Consider the following 17,769-nt stretch of genomic DNA (forward strand, 5'->3'; position numbering starts at 1 on the left):
CCATGTTCTCACTATTCTGTTTCCCCTCATTCTGACAAGCTTGTAGCAGAATAATAAGAATGACTAATGTTACTTTATTCATTTTCTCTCCCAGATCCATCAAGAAGCATAACGCTTTGCCAAGGGGAAAATGCGAACGTTGTTGGGCAAAGCCCAGTGAGTATTTGTCCCAGTCGCGCCTTTTGCGGCGAACTTAGGCAACTTGTTATATGCAAACATCTCGCCCCATTCCTTCGTGATAATAATAAACCTCAACGTTTACAAGCACAGATTTGAGTTCTTGAGCCAACTTGAGGCCTTTCTCAATAAAATCGGCTTCTGCCAAAGATGACAAGAAACCTGAGCTAGCGGGATCATCTTCATTTAAAGTTGCATCATATTCTGCCGCCCACTCCATCAGCGACGAAGATAGCTCTTTTGAAATTGGCAATGATGTTGGGTCAATCTCACCTACTTCATCAGCTCCATAGTGCCACAAAGGAAAGCAATGGTAATCGGTCATCACTTTAATCGAAGTCATACTCACGGCATATAACGCCCAAAGCAGCGGCGCGCGTTAGCGCGTCCAGACCGCAGAACGATGCTGCCTTTGCTTGTTATGTGTTTACTCACAATTATTTAGCCCACATATTGGTGTGCCATTATCATGGTGTTTACCGACCAGACTAATACACTTAAATGTCTCACCACCGTCAGTAGACACCTTAACTTCGAGATCTTGGTTCTCGAATGTTTGCAGCTCTTTAATTAGCTGCTTGATTGTCTTTCCACGAGTAACCCACTCAGGGTTTTCATTTACTTTATCGTTCACTGTACTCACTTATTAGACTGACACATAACGCTTCAAGAATGGGCTGGCGTAGCCAGTCCCGCAGAGGCCGTGCTTTCCAACGGCCTGAACGCAATTGCTTGACTTGTTATATTGCCTCACTCAGCACCACCATAATGCTGGCCCGCGAGAATTTTTCAAAAAGGCCGTTGAGACAAATTAATTGCCCATACTCATCCATATTGTTGTCTCTGCCTGTTTGCGCTAACCATTGCTCATAGAAGGCATCGAAGTCTGCGATGTCCTTTGGCTGTGGCACGCCAACCAATAGCCAACTGCAATCCACCTCATCCACCTTTGGCATGACATTATCGGAAACGCTGACAGAGAAAAAATCGAGCAGTTTCGATAACTCATCAAAGCTATTAAGAGTAACAGTTTCCTGGTGTCCGAAACGCTGTTCTAGATCGTTCAGAAAGATAACATCAAAACAATACATGGCAACGAATGAGTAATGGTTCAAATCGCTGAATTCCCTTTGGCAATATAACGCCCGTATTTGCGGCTGGTTTGGAGCGCAGCGGAAAACCAGTCCGACAACATACGCTTGTTATGCCATAAACTTGCGACCAACATAGCGCTCCATAAATAAATTAAGTGACTTGCCTAGCTTAAATTTATTTAGCTTTAAATTATACAAATCAAAGTCACATAGAACCTCGTCCAAAAGTGGTGGCTGGATTTGGATAAGGCGCTCATATTCAATCTCTGATTCAGCCCACAGAGTCCCAAGGGAGCCAGCAGCTTCTTCTCGCATATAATCTGGTTCAGAGTCATCCATTAGAACTTTAAAAAGGGCATCTTTTGGAGCTTGTCCAATGCAGTACATTAGGCTTTCGGCTGCAGCAACTCGAGTATTTGCATCTTCAGATTTATCCAAAAGATAACCGATACACTTTTTACAGTCTTCTGCGCTTAATTCTTTAATCATAGGGCATAACGCCCCGCTAAACGGCGAGCGTTAGCGAGTCCAGTGGAGGCCGCGCATTTTGCGGCAGGAACGTGTTTCAGCGGCTTGTTATGTGTTTGACGAGCGTTGATAACTAACATTTGCTATTACATCATCCGCTTCGAGATCGTAGCCTGTAGCATTGGCCCCGCTCCAGTTTATCCCGATTAATATCTCGTCCTTATTCAAACCTGGAGCCCAGTCGGACACAAACTCATCCCACGTCAACTCCAGTGGAGTAAAGATCGAATAAGCGGGAACCATCTTTATGATCTTTTCGACACGGCTCCTGGTAGACCAGAAAGGCATCGCTCTACGACCATCTGACTTCAATGGAGCTGGCGCGCCCTGATCATCCCTGCAGGTCCAAAGGGTGCCGCTTCGTGCAACATCTTTATAAAACGCTGCAGCTTGTGATGCTGATTGACCCACGCAAACTCCTTTTCACATAACGCCCGCATAATTGGCGGATAAAGCTTGGCTAATATTAGCGAAGAATGAGCGCCAGCCAAGCTTTAGACGTCCATTTTTGATGCGCTTGTTATAGCGCATTAGCTCCAAACCACACTGCAATTTATATTTGGGTACTCAATTTTTAAGTCGGTGAAGCAGGTTTGAAGTTGCTGGTATGAACCTGGTAGAGCTAACCGAAACTTTTGAGAACCCGTAAATTCTATATTTGCTGGCAACTCAATTAAACCCGTAATTGAATCCCAAAACGCATCCCAATTGTGACCATAAAAATCAGGGAAAGATAATGCTGACGACAAAAGAACATGTAGCTGTTCTTCCGTTTTAATTGTACTCAAATCTATCTGCATAATTCCCTTGCGCTATAACAGTTTATTCGTAGGCATGCTCATTAACACACCTAAGCCATTATTCAGATTTCCAACCTAACCCATTGTCCGGGCTGTAAAAATCATCGTTATTTTATTTCTTGTCAGGATATAAACGCGCAGGCACGCTTTTACCCTGAAGCGTTCTTTACATTTTGCGCGTTATCACTTTTCGCAGAATCTTAAGTGATTGATTTTCTTCCATTCTTTCTGGTCCGAAGGTGTCAATCTGCGCATGCGCGTTTTGCTACCTGAGCGTAAACGCGCATCAGATTCCGCAAACAGCAAAATATACTGGTTGTTTGTACATTATTTTTTTCTGGTAATTTTCAATGCTTTTCCGGCAGTGAAAATCGCTCAGGTGATGCTTGTATTCCAGACACGCTGCCGCCCGTCCTTATAAACGCAGGTCAGGAATCGCGTGGTTTTATCATTCGGGATTGTAAGCGGGGAGGGCGTGTGTCCGGACGGTGTGTTCGTACGATATGGTGGCATCCCTGCGTTGGTTCGAGAGTACTGAAGTTCGGGGTTGGGTTCAATAATTGATAAAAATGGTTACAAGTGGCAAATGACGACAATTGTTCACTATCGTGGTCTTGTCATTACTGTTGAGTAGCCGCTGCGCGAGCTGGCTTTTTGGGCTGCCGCCCGGCCCTATAACCTCTTTGAGGGGGCTTATCCCTCACGCCGGTCGGGCAAACTCCCCGCTTCGCGCTGTGCAGGACTTTATCCGCTCGGAATAATCCTGCGGTCTCGGTAACGCGAATAATGGGCCATCCATGGCCCTATTCGCTCGCCCGGCATCCTGCCGGGACGTACCGGCGCAGCATTATTCAAACCGGCGTCCTGCAGGCGCATAAAACCATAACGCGAAACCGCACTTCAAAATGAACAACACGCAGCTTTCCAAGCCCATAAAAACATGGAATGAAAACAGGCTTCGCGTAACGATTAATGCGCACGTGGCCCGCCGCAACGAACGATGATTTTTCTGATCCGTCGGGCATGGATGCACGGCGAGCGCGCAGATCCCCAAGTTGGGGCGCAGGGGGCTTGCCCCGCAAAGGCCTCAAAGAGACTAAAAAAGCCAGCCCGCGAGTGGCCACAAAAACCGGATATTGCGACTGAACGTCGCAACTACAGCCGTCGACCCCACAGCCGTCAACATTGCAGCCGTCGACTCTACAGCCGCCGTACTCTCCATCAACATAAACAGCCATAAAAAAACTCCGGGCATAACCCGGAGTTTTTTTATTATTGCCAGCAGCTGACTGAACCAGATTTCAACACCACCTGACTTCAGTTAGAAGCTGCCAGCAAAGGCAGCAGCCATTATTTCAGATCATAACGATCTGCATTCATGACCTTCACCCAGGCTTTAACAAAGTCTTTTACAAACTTCTCTTTGTTATCGTCCTGTGCGTACACCTCGGCGTAGGAGCGCAGGATGGAGTTAGAACCAAACACCAGATCAACACGGGTTGCAGTCCATTTTACATCGCCGCTTTTACGCTCAACGATGTTGTAGGAGTTTTTACCCGTTGGCTTCCAGCTGTAGGCCATGTCGGTGAGGTTCACAAAGAAGTCGTTGCTTAATACGCCTTCTTTAGCGGTGAACACACCATGCTTGCTGCCGCCGTGGTTGGTGCCGAGTACGCGCATACCGCCGACCAGTGCGGTCATTTCTACGGCGGTAAGCCCCATCAGTTGTGCACGGTCGAGCAGCAGTTCTTCCGGCATAACCGTGTAGTCTTTTTTCACCCAGTTGCGGAAACCATCGTGGATCGGTTCCAGCGGTTCGAAGGATGCCGCGTCGGTCATCTCGTCGGTGGCATCACCACGGCCCGGTGCGAACGGCACAACGATATTCACGCCACCGTCTTTGGCGGCTTTTTCAACCGCGGCGCTGCCGCCCAGTACAATCAGGTCGGCCATGCTGACGGGTTTGCTTAAACCGGCCTGAATGCCTTCCAGCACTTTGAGTACTTTCTGCAGGCGCGCAGGTTCGTTGCCTTCCCAGTCTTTTTGCGGCGCCAGGCGGATGCGGCCGCCGTTAGCCCCACCACGGTAATCGGAACCACGGAAGGTGCGGGCGCTGTCCCAGGCGCTGGCAACCAGCTCGGATACGCTCAGACCAGAGGCCAGAATTTTGGCTTTAATGTCGGCCACTTCGGCATCGCTCAGGGTGTAGTTCACCGCCGGAACCGGGTCTTGCCAGATCAGGTCTTCGGCCGGTACGTCGGCGCCGAGGTAGCGGCTTTTCGGGCCTAAATCGCGGTGGGTCAGTTTGAACCAGGCGCGGGCAAACACGTCTTCGAAGTAGGCCTGATCGTTACGGAAACGCTCGGCTATTTTGCGGTATTCCGGGTCGACCTTCAGCGCCATATCGGCGTCAGTCATCATCGGCATACGGCGGATAGACGGATCTTCGACATCCACGGGCATATCTTCTTCGGCAATGTTCACCGGCTGATACTGGTGCGCACCGGCCGGGCTTTTGGTCAGCTCCCAGTCGTATTTAAACAGCAGGTCGAAGTAGCCGTTATCCCATTGGGTTGGCTTGCTGGTCCAGGCACCTTCGATACCGCTGGTGACGGTATCGCGGCCAATACCGCGGCCTTTGTGGTTGTTCCAGCCGAGGCCCTGTTCGTCAACGTCGGCGCCTTCCGGGGCAGGCCCAAGGTTGGCGGCATCGCCATTGCCGTGTGCTTTACCCACGGTGTGGCCACCGGCGGTTAAGGCAACGGTTTCTTCATCGTTCATGGCCATACGCTCGAAGGTGACGCGCATATCCTGAGCGGTTTTCAGCGGATCGGGGTTACCATCCACGCCTTCCGGGTTTACATAGATCAGGCCCATCATCACGGCGGCGAGTGGGTTCTCTAAATCGCGCTGACCGCTGTACCTTGTTCCTTCGCTGCCGCTTGGTGCCAGCCATTCTTTTTCTGAACCCCAGTAGGTGTCTTTTTCCGGATGCCAGATGTCTTCACGGCCACCGGCAAAACCGAAGGTTTTAAAGCCCATGGATTCATAGGCCATATTACCGGCAAGAATCATCAGGTCGGCCCAGGAAATCTTGTTGCCGTATTTCTTTTTCAGTGGCCATAACAGGCGACGGGCTTTGTCGAGGTTGCCGTTATCCGGCCAGCTGTTTAGCGGTGCAAAACGCTGGTTACCGGTGTTGGAACCACCGCGGCCATCGGTTGTGCGGTAAGAGCCGGCGCTGTGCCAGGCCATGCGGATCATCAGACCGCCGTAATGGCCCCAGTCGGCTGGCCACCAGTCCTGGCTGTCGGTCATCAGGGCTTTCAGGTCGCTCTTCAGTGCTTCGAGATCGAGTTTCTTGAATTCTTCGGCGTAGTTGAAATCGTCGCCCAGAGGATTGGTCTTGCTGTCGTGCTGATGGAGGATGTCCAGATTCAGTGCGTTGGGCCACCAGGCCATATTGTCGTTGCCGGACGTGGTGTTACCACCATGCATGACCGGGCAGGTGCCTGCTGGCTTTCCCTGATTACTGTTACTCATAAGTATCTCCTTGATTGACCGGTTGGCCGGCGCTCCCATTGTGGAAGGTTGTGGAAGTCTGTGCCGGTAGTGACTGTACAGATACAGACTAGGGGAGAAGCGCACGCTTGCCGAATTAGTTGTGGCAATACGTTTCTTAGTCAAAAGCTATCGAATTTTTTAAAAGCAAGGATTACTGACTATCGTTAAGCCGTCGAAGGAGATTGAGGGCTGCAGGTTGAGGGAGTCAGGCTGGTTTGTCGGTAGGGGGGGGCTGAAATCTGTTACGCGGTTGGTAATGTGCCGGGTCAGGTAAACACAACAGCGACAGCCGCAGATAAAACACCTGCCCCGGATGGGGCAGGCCGATAACGCTCAGTCGAGCAGGAACTCCTGCCATTCGCTGAGCAGTTCTTTAAAGTCGTCGAGGCCACAGGCAGCAAAGGATTCGGCGTCGTAAAACTCCAGATCTTCGCCTTCCAGCTCCTCCAGTGAATGATCCTGCAGCAGTACCAGGGCAATCACCTCGGCGTCGTCACGGGTCAGACGCAGTAAGAAATCGCGCCCCTGCCACTGAAATTCACTCTGTTGGCCCTGTTCCAGGCTGCTAATGGCCTGCAACAGACGGCTCAGCTGCTCGGTATCGGCACCCAGTTCGTCGGTGAGCCAGAGGCCAAAGGCTTCGTGGTCCATCGACAGGCGTGCGCAGGGCAGCTGGCGTTCATTGTAGAAAAAACGGTAATCCATAAAGGGTCTTCGTGTGGTCAGTCGTTGTCGTCACTCAGGTCGGCGCCAGCCAATGGCCAGCCGCCCAGATCTTTGTAGCGATTGATAATAAAGCAGAACAGTTCGGCGGTTTTGTAAGTGTCGTAAGCGGCACTGTGCGCAGCGCTGTTGTCAAAATCGATGCCGGCCATTTTGCACGACTTGGCCAACACGGTATGACCGAGGGCGAGTGCGGCAATGGAGGCGGTATCGAAGGACGAAAACGGGTGGAACGGATCGCGCTTGATATCGTTGCGGGCGACGGCGGCACGCAGGAAACCATGATCGAAGTGGGCGTTATGGCCGACCAGTACGGCGCGGTTACAGCCGTTGGCTTTGATCTCGCGGCGTACGGTCTGGAACATGGCGGTCAGGGCGTCGATCTCAAATTCGGCATCGCGTTCGGGGTCGAACGGATCGATGCCGGTAAAATCGAGGGCTTCCTGCTGCAGGTTGGCACCATCAAAGGGATGAATATTGGCGCTCAGGGTTTCATTCGGATGCAGATAGCCATCCTCATCCATGCGCAGTGTGACCATGGCGATTTCCAGCAGGGCGTCGGTTTCGGCATCGAAGCCGCCGGTTTCAACATCGACAACCACGGGTAAAAATCCGCGGAAGCGCTGTGCCATCATGGTTTTTTCCTGTTTCTCTTCACTCACCCTCAGTACTCCAGTTTCCAGCGCAGGGTTTCGCCGGCACGCAGCGGCACAATAACATCACTGCCAAATGGCAGCTCGACCGGCGCCTGCCAGTCTTGTTTGATCAGGGTAATTTCGTCGCTGTTACGCGCCAGGCCGTAGAAGTCCGGGCCGTAATGGCTGGCAAAGCCTTCCAGTTTATCCAGCGCACCGAGGTCTTCGAAGATTTCGGCATACAGCTCAATGGCGGCGTAGGCGGTGAAGCAACCGGCACAACCACAGGCATTTTCTTTGGTGCCCTTGGCGTGTGGCGCACTGTCGGTGCCGAGGAAGAATTTGCTGTTGCCGCTGGCGACCACATCCTGCAGCGCCTGCTGGTGAATATTGCGCTTCAGAATCGGCAGGCAGTAGAAGTGCGGCTTAATTCCGCCAACCAGCATGTGATTACGGTTGTAGGCCAGATGCTGCACGGTGATGGTGGCGGCAACGTTGCTGCCCTGGCTCTGTACGAATTCAGCGGCGTCTTTGGTGGTGATGTGTTCGACCACCACCTTTAAGGTTGGATGACGGCTGACCAGCGGTGCCAGAATGGTGTCGAGGAATTCTTTTTCGCGGTCAAAGATGTCGATGTGGTTCTGGGTGACTTCACCGTGCACCAGCAGCGGCATGCCGTTTTCGGCCAGCGCAGCGGCGATATCATCGAGCTTGCCGAGATCGGTAACACCGGAAGCGGAGTTAGTGGTCGCTCCGGCCGGATACAGCTTAACGGCTACAATGTTACCGGCTGCCTTGGCTTCAGCAATCATTTCCGGGGTGGTATTGTCGGTTAAGTACAGCACCATAAGAGGGTTAAATGTCAGACCCTGCGGTACGCGTGACAGGATGCGGTCGCGGTATTCCAGTGCCTGTTCGGCATTCATCACCGGTGGCTGCAGGTTTGGCATGATGATGGCGCGGCCCATCACCCGGGCGGTGGCAGGCACGGTATGTTGCAGCACGGCGCCATCGCGTACGTGCAGGTGCCAGTCGTCGGGGCGGGTAATGGTCAAACGGTCAGTCATGCTCTTCAACCTTCAGCTAAAATTGATGGGGCATTGTACCGAAAGCAGCCTTTAACCGCTTAATTTTTCTCGGAATTGGCCGATAACTCAGGAACAGCCCCGAATTTAACAGCCTCAACCGGATGTCTATGCACAAACTAATTGCCTTAAGCTGCATGTTGCTCAGCGCTTTCTGCCAGGCGGATGCGGCGCTGGACTACGGCGGTGACATTGAAACCACCGATTGGTCGGTCAGTGGTTCGGTATTTGAGTGCCGTTTTGAGCAGACGCTGGCCGGGTATGGCCGCGCGGTGTTCTATCACGAGGCCGGCGAGGACGTTACTTTTCAGCTCGAAACCCTGAAGAACCTGATGTCGTACAGCCAGGCACGGGTCAGTATTCTGCCGCCGCCCTGGCAGCCGGGAGTAAAAAGCGAAGATCTGGGTGTGGCGCGGATTGTAAAAGACACGCCGAATCTGAGTCTGGACGCCACCCGCACCAATCAGTTTCTGCATGCCTTGCTGGAAGGCAAATGGCCTGCCATCAGCCACAAAACCTATTACGATCAGAACCGCTTTGTAAAAGTGCACCTGTCGGCGGTGTCGTTTCCGCAGTTTTATCTGGATTATCTGGAGTGTGTAAAACAGCTGTTACCGGTTAATTACCGGCAGGTGGCGCGCTCGAAGGTGCTGTTTGCCAGTGGTGAAGAGCAGATCGATGCCCCCGATATGAAAATTCTCGACCGCATTATTTTTTACATAAAGCATGATCCGCGCATTTTTGCCGTGTATCTGGATGGTCATTCTGACAACGTTGGCCGCCGTTACGATAACCGCCAGACGTCCAAGGCGCGGGTTGAGGATGTGGAACGTTACTTTATCAAGCAGGGCATCGATCCGGAGATGGTGACTACCCGTTTTCATGGTGACCGTTACCCGGTTGCCAGCAATAAAACCGCTGCAGGACGCGCCGAGAACCGCCGTGTGACCATCCGCATCGAGCAGCGGGAGGATATGCCTATCCCGGATAATCTGCTGTTTAAACCGAAAGTCCGCACCCAGACCACCGCCAGCGGCGACTGATACTCGCCGCGCTTTCTTTGCAGCTCTTTCTTCACCTTCTTTCTTAGTCCTCTTTGGGGCGCCTGTTGGCTATCCCGTGCACAATCAGTACAATACCGCCCCTTTCATTATTGCTATCCGCCGGTACGGGCTGTTTGCCCCCTGTGCGGCCAATCATCATCCTGGAGAATACCCATGTCAGACATCAAGAAAGTGGTGCTGGCCTATTCCGGTGGTCTGGATACGTCCGTGATCGCCAAATGGCTGCAAGAAGAATACAAATGTGAAGTCGTAACCTTTACTGCTGACCTGGGCCAGGGCGAAGAAGTTGAACCGGCACGCGCCAAGGCTGAAGCTCTGGGTATCAAAGAAATCTTCATCGACGACCTGCGTGAAGAGTTTGCCCGTGACTTCGTATTCCCGATGTTCCGCGCCAACACCATTTACGAAGGCGAATACCTGCTGGGTACCTCGATTGCCCGTCCGCTGATCGCCAAGCGTCTGATCGAAATTGCCAACGCCACCGGCGCTGATGCCATTGCCCACGGTGCAACCGGTAAAGGTAACGACCAGGTGCGTTTCGAACTGGGCGCCTACGCCCTGAAACCAGGCGTAAAAGTGATTGCTCCATGGCGTGAATGGGATCTGACTTCCCGTGAAACCCTGATGGCGTACTGCGACAAGCACGACATTAAAGTTGAGAAAAAAGCCGGTAAGAAATCTCCGTATTCTATGGACGCTAACCTGCTGCACATCTCTTACGAAGGTGACATCCTGGAAGATCCATGGAACGAGCCGGAAGAAGATATGTGGCTGTGGTCTGTGTCTCCGGAAAATGCTCCGGACGAAGCGGCTTACCTCACCATCAGCTTCAAAAACGGTGACCCGGTTGCCATCGATGGCGTGGAAAAATCACCGGCCACCATTATGGAAGAGCTGAACAAGCTGGCCGGTGCTCACGGTGTGGGTCGTGTGGATATCGTAGAAAACCGTTACGTGGGCATGAAAGCCCGTGGTTGCTACGAAACTCCGGCCGGTACCGTACTGCTGAAAGCACACCGTGCGATCGAATCCATCACTCTGGATCGTGAAGCGGCGCACCTGAAAGACGAACTGATGCCACGTTACGCCAAGCTGATCTACAACGGTTACTGGTGGAGCCCTGAGCGTAAAATGCTGCAGGCGGCTATCGACGAAACCCAGAAAGTTGTGAACGGTGATGTGCGCGTAAAACTGTATAAAGGCAACGTGATTGTGGTTGGCCGTCGTTCAGAAGACACTCTGTTCGATGAAAAAATCGCCACTTTCGAAGACGATGCCGGTGCTTACGACCAGAAAGATGCGGCCGGCTTTATTAAGCTGAACGCTCTGCGTCTGCGCACGGCTGCGAAAAAAGGCCGCAGCTTCCTGGATTAATTCCGGCGCTGTTGCTTTTCGCAAAAAAAGAACCCGCTACGGCGGGTTTTTTTATGGGCTTTTTTGAAGCTGTTTTCAGAACACTTCTGCATGCTGCTGGCGATTTTATGTCGCAATAAATCCCTTGTTTGCTGATGGTCAGACTGATACGTTTATTTTTAGCGTAGCGCCTTATTGATGATGGCCTGCATATCATGAAATGACTGCTTGTTAGGGATAACGATGCCGGTATTTTTCAGCGGAATAGCACAGTTACGGACGTATTTTTCTCAACCTGTTATTTATAATTTTCAGCGGCGGATATTTCTGGCGGTCATGCTGGGGTGGCTGAGCGGCTGCACGGCGAATGTGTATTTTCACCCTCCGGAAGAAATGTACTTAGTTCAACCGGAAATGGCGGTGAAAAAGGATCATCAATCCTGATTATGCTGTGCGCTGATACGACCCAGATAACGTGGGTGGTGAATCAGCCAGCCACCAATAAGACCAATCAGACTACCCAGTAAGATATCGCTGAAACGCGCCAGCATAAGGGTATCCAGCGGACTTTGCAGCGCCGTTACTTCGGCAAAAAGCAGTGTTAATGGCGTAATAAAGAGCATGGCAATGCCGTAATTACGCACCACCAGAACTTCAATCGAAAAACTCAGCAAACCAATAATCAGCACCAGCATCCAGCCGTTGGGCTGCAAGGCAAAAATCAGCCATGCGATGCCCAATCCCAGTGCGGTGCCGACGACGCGGTGTATTTTCCGTTGCCATACCAAACGAAAGTTGGCGCCCTGAATAATCGCGGCGCAGGAAATGGGGACCCAGTACGGATTATGCAGCTGTAGCGCGTTGGCTAATAACGATGACGCTGCAACAAAGACGGCGATAACCGTGGCTTCGGCCAGTATCCGGCGTGCCGGGGCAACGGTGCTGACTGGTGGTGTTGTTTCTGCTGGCAACAGCAGACTGTACAGCAGGGCAAGAATACAGGCTCCCGCGCTGCCGAGGCCAACCAGCAACAGTCTATGTGAAATCTGTTCCGTTTCATGAGGCAGAACGCTTGCCAGCGCGGCAACCAGAATAAAAAAGAAACTTCCTGGTGGTGGCATGCTTAGCCAGCGTGTCAGAAAGGTACTGACCATGGTTATCAACAGCAGCATCAGGGCAGCACTCAGAGGACCTGAGCTGATGCTGGCGAGTAAAAAACTGAGCTGAAAACCAAGGCTGCAGGCCAGCAGTGTCAGCAGACGGCGACGCAATCCGGCGGCGGGCAGATACAGAATCACCAGCGCACCAACACAGCCGAGAATGCCGGATTTTATATCGCCATACAGTACACCCGCTAATGCAGGCAGTGCCGAACAACACGCGACCAGCAAGGGTAAATGCCACGGACGGGTGGTCGGATTAAGGTGCAGCAGGGCATGTATTTCCTGTTTTATGATGGACCAGCGTGAGGAACGCTGTGGCGAGGGCGGCATAGATTCAACCTGAGCATGCAAAGGACTATGATACGGCGATGAGGTATTGGCTTACAGAGGTTTTATGTCGTCTTCAGGGGACAATCATACCAGCGTTCAGCAGGCGGAAAACTGTTCAGAGGGTGCAGATGAGCAGCGTTGTCCGCTCTGCGGCGGGCTTAACCAGTGTGCGGTTGCAGCACAAACAGAGCCATCGGCTTGCTGGTGTTTTCAGACGGAAGTCAGTCTCAGTAAATTGCTGCACCAGCAGGCTGATCTGCCAGAAAATTATTCCAGGCAGACGTCCTGCATTTGTCCGGGTTGTGCATCGAGACTGATTTCAGAACACTCGCGGATACCATAAGGGCGGAATAATTCCAGCAGCTTACCGTTGCTTTTCAGTTCATCCATCAGTTGGTTGATTTCTTTTGCGCCGGGCATAAAACCAGGACGGATCAGAGCGGAGTGCTGATAGCGCTGGTCATAACGATCCGATACCAGAAATTCTTCACGCGCGCCGGGGTTATCTTTAAAAAAACGATGCAGAAATGCTTTGCTCATGACCGCAATATCGCCATGCCGCTCACGCAGCAATGACAGATTTTTTTCGTTGGTCCAGGACAAAATCATCTGAAAATTCTGCCGCAGAAACTGTTCGTCGGCATTAAAGGCGGCGAAGCCGTAATGAAAACCGAGAATGCCGATCATGCGCTTATCTGAGAGGTCGGCAAAATATTGCTGGTCGCGGCCTTGTTCGGCCAGTGCCACATAGACTTCACCGTCAGTCTGATAGGGGCGGGAAATTTCTATGGGAATACCCTGCCAGCCCCAGGCCGGGTTCTCAAAAAAGATGACGTCATAATCGCCCATGGTAAAGGCCTGATAACGGCGCTTGGGTGAGATGGGCACAGGTACAAACTGATAATGACTCTGGTGCTCATTAAGCAGCTGAATAAGGCTGATGGCGATGCCCTCATATTCTCCCTGCTCATTCTGTTCAACATAGGGAGGATAGGGATAGATCCCGACTTTAACCTGGGCTTCCGGCTGTGCTGAGGCAAGCAGCTGCGGAGACAGTAAATACAGGGCCAGACAAAGCATGATACGGCGGCTGGCACTGATCTGTCGGAAGGGGGATGTTACTTTGTAAGATTGCTTAACCAAGTCCTTGGCCTCTTTTGTATAAGCATTGTATACAGAATAGTCCTGTGTCCGGGGCTTGAAAAGATTTTACTCATCAAGCTCTGGAACGGTTCACACTAATTTAACGGGCCCGGCTTGGGAGCGGCTCTGCGCGCTGTTATAGTCCGGCCTTATTGTTGCAATTTATTGCTCAGATTCTTTGTTCTGATGTCCACGCAGGATGCCTGGTATGACCAATTCATCTCCCCAGACTTTATATCCGGACGCCGGCCCGGTGGCTGAAATCCCGTCAACCTTGAAGTTGATTGACAGTTTGCGCCTTAACGCCCAGCTGGGTAAGAACAGCCACTTTTACGCATCGCTGAAGCGCCGTAACCTGCACATTCTCTGTGGTGTCCCGGTGGTGATTATTAATCTGATTCTGGGGTCGGTATTTTTTGCTCTGTTACAGGCCGAGTTACCGGACTGGGGCAAATGGCTCAGTGCCGGTCTGGCATTACTGGCGGCCGCTCTGGGCGGTGTGCAGACTTTTTTTGATTTTAAGAAAAACTGCGCCGGTCATCGTGAAGTTGGTAACGATTATCTGGAGCTGGCGCGTGAGTGTGAGCGTCTGCTGGCATTGTACGATGATGAACTGATGAATCTGCAGCAACTGGCTGTGGAACTGCGCCGGCTGAATAAGGAATATGCCGAGATTAACGAGCGGGCCGAGATGTTTATTGTGTCACCACGTGAGTATGAATATGCCCGCCAGCGTTTGCTGACACGGGCAAAATAGCGCTAGTCATCCCGGCTGCCGCTCTGTTGCCGGAATCGGAATCCACATAATAATAAGGACGACAGCATGCCAACTGAATGGGCTTATCAGAGTGCGACCCGCTTACTGGCGGCAATGGCCGCCGGACAACTGAGCAGCCGCGATTTACTCGAATATTACCGCCAGCGGATCGAACGCTATAACCCGCAGCTTAATGCGGTGGTCGCCACCGCTTTTGACGCCGCGTTCCGCCGTGCCGATGAGGCTGATAATGCGCGCCGTGAAGGTGTGTCCTGGGGACCGCTGCACGGTCTGCCGATCACCATCAAAGATACCTTCGAAGTGCAGGGGATGCCCTGTGTGGCCGGCGCACCGGCACTGGCCGGACATCGGCCGGACAGTAATGCCTTTGCGGTGCAGCGCCTGCTGGATGCCGGCGCCATTATTTTCGGTAAAACCAATGTGCCGCTCTATGCCGGCGATATTCAGAGTTACAACAAGGTGTACGGCTCGACCAATAACCCCTGGGATGAAAGCCGTACGCCAGGTGGCTCGTCCGGCGGTGCCGCAGCAGCGCTGGCTGCGGGCTTTACCGCACTGGAGCTGGGCTCAGATATTGGTGGCTCGATCCGTACACCGGCGCATTTCTGTGGTGTGTTCGGCCATAAAGTTACCTACGGCATTGTTTCCAGCCGTGGCCATATTCCTGGGCCGCCGGGCATGCTGAGTGAACCGGATCTGGCGGTTCCCGGTCCGCTGGCTCGCAGTGCCGAAGATCTGGATCTGGCACTGCAGGTGGTGGCCGCCCCCGGCCCTCTGATGTCGGAGCACTGGTCACTCAATCTGCCGGCGCCACGGGCTAAGCAGCTACAGGATTTCCGCGTGTTGCTGTGGCTGGATGATCCGCTCTGTCCGCTGGATGAAACCCTGAAGCCGGTGTATGACGGTCTGTATCAGCAACTGCAGCAAGCGGGCGCGAAAGTGACGTACGGCGCTCCTGAAGGAATCTCACTGAGCCGCTTCTTTCCGGTGTATATGAGCCTGCTGGGCTCGGTGCTGGGGTCCGGCATGAAGCCCGGCCAGCGGCGCATGATGCGTCTGATGGGCGGCATGGCCAAACGCTTTGGCCGCTGGATGAAAAGCGGGGCATACGGTGATGAATTTTTGCTGGGCATGGGGCAGAGCCATGCTGACTGGGTAAAGCGCAGCGAAGAGCGTCATCGCCTGACCGAGTCGTTCAGCAAGCTGTTTGACCAATACGATGTGGTGCTGACGCCGGTGGCGATGACGGCGGCCTTCCGCCATTTACAGGATGTCCCGATTCAGGTGCGCAAACTGGATGTGAATGGCGGGCAGCGTAACTACTCCGATATGTTTATGTGGATTGCTCCGGCCACCCTGATGGGGCTGCCCGCGACCAGCGCTCCTGTGGGCCAGACCGCCGCCGGTCTGCCGGTTGGCATTCAGATTCTGGGGCGCCGCTACGATGACCGCACGACCATTGAGTTTGCCCGGCTGCTGGAACAGGCGGGTATGGATTTCCGTGCGCCGCCGTGGCTTAGCTGAATGCCGGCAGGGGAGGATGGCAGCCTGCTGACTGTACTCTTTGCCGGGTTGTCGGTACCGGCGTTGCTGACCTTATTGCTGTGCAGCTTTCTCGGTTCGTTGCTGACAGCGGCACTGGGTGTTGGCGGCGGGGCATTTCTGATTACGGTAATGGCCGGTATTGTGCCGCCGCTGGCACTGATTCCGCTGCACGGCATGGTGCAGCTGGGCTCTAACGGTTCCCGTGCCTGGCTGGCCCGGCGGCATACTCAATGGCCTAAGGTCGGTTGGTTTTTAGCCGGCGCTTTACTGGCCGTGGTGTTATCCGTACTGGCTTTGCACTGGTTGAGCGGGCGCCTGGACCCTGGTGTTATTCCGCTGTTTATCGGTCTGTTTATTCTCTGGCTGAGTTGGGGCAAAGTGCCGCCGGTTGGGCTTGGGGAGCATCCTCTGGGGTTGTTTGCAGGAGGCTGGCTGACGACGCTGGCGACCATGCTGGTCGGAGCCACGGGGCCTTTGGTGTCGGCCTGGCTGGGACGCAGCGATGGTGACCGCTGGCAGTACACGGCCAATTTTTCGACCAGCATGAGCGTGCAGCATCTATTAAAAGTCGTGGTATTTGGCTTTGCCGGTTTCGCCTTCAGCCAGTGGCTGCCATTACTGCTGCTGATGGTGCTGGCCGGTTATCTGGGTACCCGTGCCGGTCTGAAACTGATGGGCAGGATTCCGGAAGCCTTGTTCCGCACCTTGTTCCGTTGGGTGCTGACGCTGTTGGCGTTACGGCTGATCTGGGTCTGGTATCAGGGCTGACAAGCCGCTGCACTCAGACGCCGATATCTTCGTTCCATAATGTTGGCTGATCTGCAATAAAGCCGCGCATCAGTTCAATGCATTCCGCATCGTTGAGTACGGTCAGGCTGACACCGCGCTCGCGCATATGGGCCTCGGCGCCCATAAAGGTAACGTTTTCGCCGATCACCACCCGCGGGATGCCATACAGCAACGCGGCGCCACTGCACATATCGCAGGGGGATAGGGTGGAGTAGAGCGTGCATTCGCGGTAGTCGGCGGCGGTTAAGCGTCCGGCGTTTTCCAGACAATCCATCTCGGCGTGTAACACCACGCTGTTCTGTTGTACCCGGCGGTTATGGCCGCGACCGATAATCTGCCCGCCTTTAACCAGAACCGAGCCGATGGGAATGCCGCCTTCGGCCAGTCCTTTACGTGCTTCTTCCAGTGCGGCCTGCATCGCTTGCTGATCGTTCATAGGTTTGTCCCTTTGCCTGTTTTTGCTTTGGCCGGTTGCCGTTTTTATTGGGCTACCAGAGATCGCCGAAACGTTCGCGGTGGCTTAAGTATAAGCGCAGGTCGAATTCCAGCTGGTGGTAATCCGGTTCCATATAGCAGCACAGTTTGTAGAAGGCTTTGTTGTGTTCTTTCTCGCGCAGGTGCGCCAGTTCGTGTACCAGGATCATGCGTAAAAAAGCCTCCGGCACCTGACGGAACAGGGTGGACACGCGGATTTCGTGCTTGGCTTTCAGCTTGCTGCCCTGCACCCGCGAGACAAAGGTGTGCAGTCCGAGGGCGTGATTAATCACGTGAATTTTGTCGTCGTAAATCACTTTGCTCAGCGGCGGAGAACTGCGCAGGTGGTCGTTTTTTAACGCCATGGTGTAATCGTACAGCGCGCGTTCGTTATTCAGGCTGTGACTGTGCGGATATTTTTTCTGCAGCAACGGACCGAGTTTACCGGCCTCCAGTAACTCGGCGGCCTGGCATTGCAGATCGGGGCTGTAGCCGTTGAGATAGTTTATCTGGCGTTGTTTCAT

Annotated in this window: 21 protein-coding genes; 7 read left to right on the forward strand and 14 right to left on the reverse strand. The window is 53.2% G+C overall.

The features are described from left to right. Nucleotides 1–205: 205 nt before the first annotated feature. The 10 genes from LGT44_RS08925 to pyrC form a co-directional block, all read right to left on the reverse strand. Nucleotides 206–520 (reverse strand): hypothetical protein, encoded by a 315-nt coding sequence (locus tag LGT44_RS08925; RefSeq protein WP_230331568.1) that lies wholly within the window; start codon nt 518–520, stop codon nt 206–208. A 397-nt stretch (nt 521–917) separates the two neighbouring features. Further along, complete coding sequence (locus LGT44_RS08930) at nt 918–1,292, reverse strand: hypothetical protein (RefSeq protein WP_230330716.1); 375 nt, start codon at nt 1,290–1,292, stop codon at nt 918–920. 87 nt (nt 1,293–1,379) lie between these two features. Next, nucleotides 1,380–1,760 (reverse strand): HEAT repeat domain-containing protein, encoded by a 381-nt coding sequence (locus LGT44_RS08935; RefSeq protein WP_230330715.1) that lies wholly within the window; start codon nt 1,758–1,760, stop codon nt 1,380–1,382. Between the two features lie 87 nt (nt 1,761–1,847). Next, nucleotides 1,848–2,210 carry a DUF2750 domain-containing protein gene (locus tag LGT44_RS08940; RefSeq protein WP_230330714.1) on the reverse strand — a complete coding sequence of 121 codons (363 nt, stop codon included), beginning with the start codon at nt 2,208–2,210 and terminating at the stop codon, nt 1,848–1,850. A gap of 119 nt (nt 2,211–2,329) precedes the next feature. Then, nucleotides 2,330–2,599: a barstar family protein gene (locus LGT44_RS08945; protein ID WP_230330713.1), complete on the reverse strand. Its 270-nt coding sequence runs from the start codon at nt 2,597–2,599 to the stop codon at nt 2,330–2,332. 851 nt (nt 2,600–3,450) lie between these two features. After that, nucleotides 3,451–3,837 (reverse strand): hypothetical protein, encoded by a 387-nt coding sequence (locus LGT44_RS08950; RefSeq protein ID WP_230330712.1) that lies wholly within the window; start codon nt 3,835–3,837, stop codon nt 3,451–3,453. A 112-nt stretch (nt 3,838–3,949) separates the two neighbouring features. Further along, nucleotides 3,950–6,142 carry a catalase/peroxidase HPI gene (gene katG, locus LGT44_RS08955; protein ID WP_230330711.1) on the reverse strand — a complete coding sequence of 731 codons (2,193 nt, stop codon included), beginning with the start codon at nt 6,140–6,142 and terminating at the stop codon, nt 3,950–3,952. A 354-nt stretch (nt 6,143–6,496) separates the two neighbouring features. Next, on the reverse strand, nt 6,497–6,868 hold the full coding sequence (locus tag LGT44_RS08960) for a YacL family protein (protein WP_230330710.1): 372 nt from the start codon (nt 6,866–6,868) through the stop codon (nt 6,497–6,499). 17 nt (nt 6,869–6,885) lie between these two features. Continuing rightward, nucleotides 6,886–7,518 (reverse strand): ribonuclease T, encoded by a 633-nt coding sequence (rnt, locus tag LGT44_RS08965; RefSeq protein WP_222428575.1) that lies wholly within the window; start codon nt 7,516–7,518, stop codon nt 6,886–6,888. 32 nt (nt 7,519–7,550) lie between these two features. Next, complete coding sequence (gene pyrC / locus LGT44_RS08970; protein ID WP_230330709.1) at nt 7,551–8,588, reverse strand: dihydroorotase; 1,038 nt, start codon at nt 8,586–8,588, stop codon at nt 7,551–7,553. A 128-nt stretch (nt 8,589–8,716) separates the two neighbouring features. Here pyrC and LGT44_RS08975 point away from each other — a divergent pair, with 128 nt between their 5' ends. The 3 genes from LGT44_RS08975 (at nt 8,717) to LGT44_RS08985 (ending at nt 11,467) form a co-directional block, all read left to right on the forward strand. Further along, nucleotides 8,717–9,649 carry a flagellar protein MotY gene (locus LGT44_RS08975; protein WP_225691648.1) on the forward strand — a complete coding sequence of 311 codons (933 nt, stop codon included), beginning with the start codon at nt 8,717–8,719 and terminating at the stop codon, nt 9,647–9,649. Nucleotides 9,650–9,823: 174 nt separating this feature from the next. Beyond that, nucleotides 9,824–11,044, forward strand: coding sequence for an argininosuccinate synthase (locus LGT44_RS08980; RefSeq protein ID WP_145469329.1), 1,221 nt, complete (start codon nt 9,824–9,826; stop codon nt 11,042–11,044). Between the two features lie 222 nt (nt 11,045–11,266). Continuing rightward, a complete protein-coding gene (locus LGT44_RS08985) occupies nt 11,267–11,467 on the forward strand; it encodes a hypothetical protein (protein ID WP_230330708.1) in 201 nt (66 codons plus the stop codon). Here LGT44_RS08985 and LGT44_RS08990 read toward each other — a convergent pair. Beyond that, the gene (locus LGT44_RS08990; RefSeq protein ID WP_230330707.1) at nt 11,458–12,516 is read right to left on the reverse strand and encodes an FUSC family protein; all 1,059 of its coding nucleotides are present in this window, start codon (nt 12,514–12,516) and stop codon (nt 11,458–11,460) included. The two genes, LGT44_RS08985 and LGT44_RS08990, sit on opposite strands and share 10 nt — an antisense overlap. A 64-nt stretch (nt 12,517–12,580) precedes the next feature. On the opposite strand from LGT44_RS08990, the gene LGT44_RS20265 reads away from it, so the two are divergent. Continuing rightward, on the forward strand, nt 12,581–12,859 hold the full coding sequence (locus LGT44_RS20265; RefSeq protein WP_145469331.1) for a cysteine-rich CWC family protein: 279 nt from the start codon (nt 12,581–12,583) through the stop codon (nt 12,857–12,859). Here LGT44_RS20265 and LGT44_RS08995 read toward each other — a convergent pair. Continuing rightward, nucleotides 12,784–13,659 (reverse strand): substrate-binding periplasmic protein, encoded by an 876-nt coding sequence (locus tag LGT44_RS08995; protein WP_230330706.1) that lies wholly within the window; start codon nt 13,657–13,659, stop codon nt 12,784–12,786. The genes LGT44_RS20265 and LGT44_RS08995 overlap by 76 nt on opposite strands. 208 nt (nt 13,660–13,867) lie before the next feature. On the opposite strand from LGT44_RS08995, the gene LGT44_RS09000 reads away from it, so the two are divergent. The 3 genes from LGT44_RS09000 (at nt 13,868) to LGT44_RS09010 (ending at nt 16,750) form a co-directional block, all read left to right on the forward strand. Beyond that, the gene (locus LGT44_RS09000) at nt 13,868–14,416 is read left to right on the forward strand and encodes an SLATT domain-containing protein (protein ID WP_230330705.1); all 549 of its coding nucleotides are present in this window, start codon (nt 13,868–13,870) and stop codon (nt 14,414–14,416) included. Between the two features lie 66 nt (nt 14,417–14,482). Next, nucleotides 14,483–15,961: an amidase gene (locus LGT44_RS09005; protein ID WP_230330704.1), complete on the forward strand. Its 1,479-nt coding sequence runs from the start codon at nt 14,483–14,485 to the stop codon at nt 15,959–15,961. Continuing rightward, the gene (locus tag LGT44_RS09010) at nt 15,962–16,750 is read left to right on the forward strand and encodes a sulfite exporter TauE/SafE family protein (RefSeq protein ID WP_186435933.1); all 789 of its coding nucleotides are present in this window, start codon (nt 15,962–15,964) and stop codon (nt 16,748–16,750) included. Nucleotides 16,751–16,763: 13 nt separating this feature from the next. Here the strand turns inward: LGT44_RS09010 and LGT44_RS09015 are convergent, their stop codons facing one another. Both LGT44_RS09015 and LGT44_RS09020 read right to left on the reverse strand, forming a co-directional pair. Next, a complete protein-coding gene (locus LGT44_RS09015) occupies nt 16,764–17,207 on the reverse strand; it encodes a nucleoside deaminase (protein ID WP_230330703.1) in 444 nt (147 codons plus the stop codon). Between the two features lie 52 nt (nt 17,208–17,259). Continuing rightward, entirely contained in the window at nt 17,260–17,769 is a 510-nt protein-coding gene (locus tag LGT44_RS09020) for a YgjP-like metallopeptidase domain-containing protein (protein ID WP_230330702.1), read from the reverse strand.

It is taken from the genome of Thalassolituus alkanivorans (assembly GCF_020447205.1).
Classification (GTDB): Bacteria; Pseudomonadota; Gammaproteobacteria; order Pseudomonadales; family Oceanobacteraceae; genus Venatoribacter; species Venatoribacter alkanivorans.

Bases quoted from the DNA above. Each gene is read 5' to 3' on its own strand.
- LGT44_RS09020 (WP_230330702.1), bottom strand. From the start codon at position 17,769: ATGAAACAACGCCAGATAAACTATCTCAACGGCTACAGCCCCGATCTG.
- LGT44_RS20265 (WP_145469331.1), top strand. From the start codon at position 12,581: ATGTCGTCTTCAGGGGACAATCATACCAGCGTTCAGCAGGCGGAAAAC.
- LGT44_RS08980 (WP_145469329.1), top strand. From the start codon at position 9,824: ATGTCAGACATCAAGAAAGTGGTGCTGGCCTATTCCGGTGGTCTGGAT.
- LGT44_RS08985 (WP_230330708.1), top strand. From the start codon at position 11,267: ATGCCGGTATTTTTCAGCGGAATAGCACAGTTACGGACGTATTTTTCT.
- LGT44_RS08950 (WP_230330712.1), bottom strand. From the start codon at position 3,837: ATGGCTGTTTATGTTGATGGAGAGTACGGCGGCTGTAGAGTCGACGGC.
- LGT44_RS08945 (WP_230330713.1), bottom strand. From the start codon at position 2,599: ATGCAGATAGATTTGAGTACAATTAAAACGGAAGAACAGCTACATGTT.
- LGT44_RS09010 (WP_186435933.1), top strand. From the start codon at position 15,962: ATGCCGGCAGGGGAGGATGGCAGCCTGCTGACTGTACTCTTTGCCGGG.
- LGT44_RS09000 (WP_230330705.1), top strand. From the start codon at position 13,868: ATGACCAATTCATCTCCCCAGACTTTATATCCGGACGCCGGCCCGGTG.
- rnt (WP_222428575.1), bottom strand. From the start codon at position 7,518: ATGGCACAGCGCTTCCGCGGATTTTTACCCGTGGTTGTCGATGTTGAA.
- LGT44_RS09015 (WP_230330703.1), bottom strand. From the start codon at position 17,207: ATGAACGATCAGCAAGCGATGCAGGCCGCACTGGAAGAAGCACGTAAA.
- LGT44_RS09005 (WP_230330704.1), top strand. From the start codon at position 14,483: ATGCCAACTGAATGGGCTTATCAGAGTGCGACCCGCTTACTGGCGGCA.
- LGT44_RS08975 (WP_225691648.1), top strand. From the start codon at position 8,717: ATGCACAAACTAATTGCCTTAAGCTGCATGTTGCTCAGCGCTTTCTGC.
- LGT44_RS08935 (WP_230330715.1), bottom strand. From the start codon at position 1,760: ATGATTAAAGAATTAAGCGCAGAAGACTGTAAAAAGTGTATCGGTTAT.
- LGT44_RS08960 (WP_230330710.1), bottom strand. From the start codon at position 6,868: ATGGATTACCGTTTTTTCTACAATGAACGCCAGCTGCCCTGCGCACGC.
- LGT44_RS08990 (WP_230330707.1), bottom strand. From the start codon at position 12,516: ATGCCGCCCTCGCCACAGCGTTCCTCACGCTGGTCCATCATAAAACAG.
- LGT44_RS08925 (WP_230331568.1), bottom strand. From the start codon at position 520: ATGACTTCGATTAAAGTGATGACCGATTACCATTGCTTTCCTTTGTGG.
- katG (WP_230330711.1), bottom strand. From the start codon at position 6,142: ATGAGTAACAGTAATCAGGGAAAGCCAGCAGGCACCTGCCCGGTCATG.
- pyrC (WP_230330709.1), bottom strand. From the start codon at position 8,588: ATGACTGACCGTTTGACCATTACCCGCCCCGACGACTGGCACCTGCAC.